We start from the raw sequence: 516 nt of genomic DNA, 5'->3' as shown, positions 1-516 counted from the left end.
CACGCGATGAAGGACTGGCACAAACTCAAGCCAGAGCTGTTCAAGAAACAGCCATATTACCTGCCGGGATGTGACACGTATGCACTGCGGCAGCGTCTTGGCTTGTCATTGGATCGTCGATCACCACGACACGTCCTAAATTTTTTCCGCTTCGTCGTGGTCGCCCGCCAAATGGTGGTAGAGATATACGAAGGCAAGGAAAGAACGCTCACCTTCCGAAAGCGTGTCGCCAGTCGGCGACCCATCGGCGCGATGAACCTCGTAGGTGCCATCACCCGATGTGGGACGAAGGTGAAAGCCATTATGCCCCTGTAGTCGCAGCAGCTCATTGATCGCGTCGGCGGTTGCCTCAATGCCCGTGATGCCGCGCCGAAGATCAGATATTTCTCCATTCAACTGTGCGACTTTGGCTTTGCGCTGCTCGATTGTATTACTGATACCGGCTCTGTTGCACAAAGCCGCTGATGGCCAAGCTGCCCCTTCCCCCGGACACACTTATCCTACAGCCTCGGTCAC

General features: G+C 55.4%; 1 protein-coding gene and 1 pseudogene. One reads left to right on the top strand and one right to left on the bottom strand.

What is annotated here, in order from left to right:
• A partial coding sequence (locus tag Q4543_RS24580) for a hypothetical protein (protein ID WP_303442829.1) occupies window positions 1-315 on the top strand: 315 nt, incomplete at its 5' end.
• Here the strand turns inward: Q4543_RS24580 and Q4543_RS24775 are convergent.
• Window positions 211-495, bottom strand: a pseudogene (locus Q4543_RS24775) (AAA family ATPase); the annotation flags it as partial. The gene Q4543_RS24580 and the pseudogene Q4543_RS24775 overlap by 105 nt on opposite strands.
• Window positions 496-516 lie beyond the last annotated feature (21 nt).

The sequence above is a fragment of the Salipiger sp. 1_MG-2023 genome, from assembly GCF_030547555.1.
Taxonomy (GTDB): domain Bacteria; phylum Pseudomonadota; class Alphaproteobacteria; order Rhodobacterales; family Rhodobacteraceae; genus Salipiger.
Note: the sequence above shows the minus strand (reverse complement) of the source record. Positions and strands in the feature narration are given on the sequence as shown.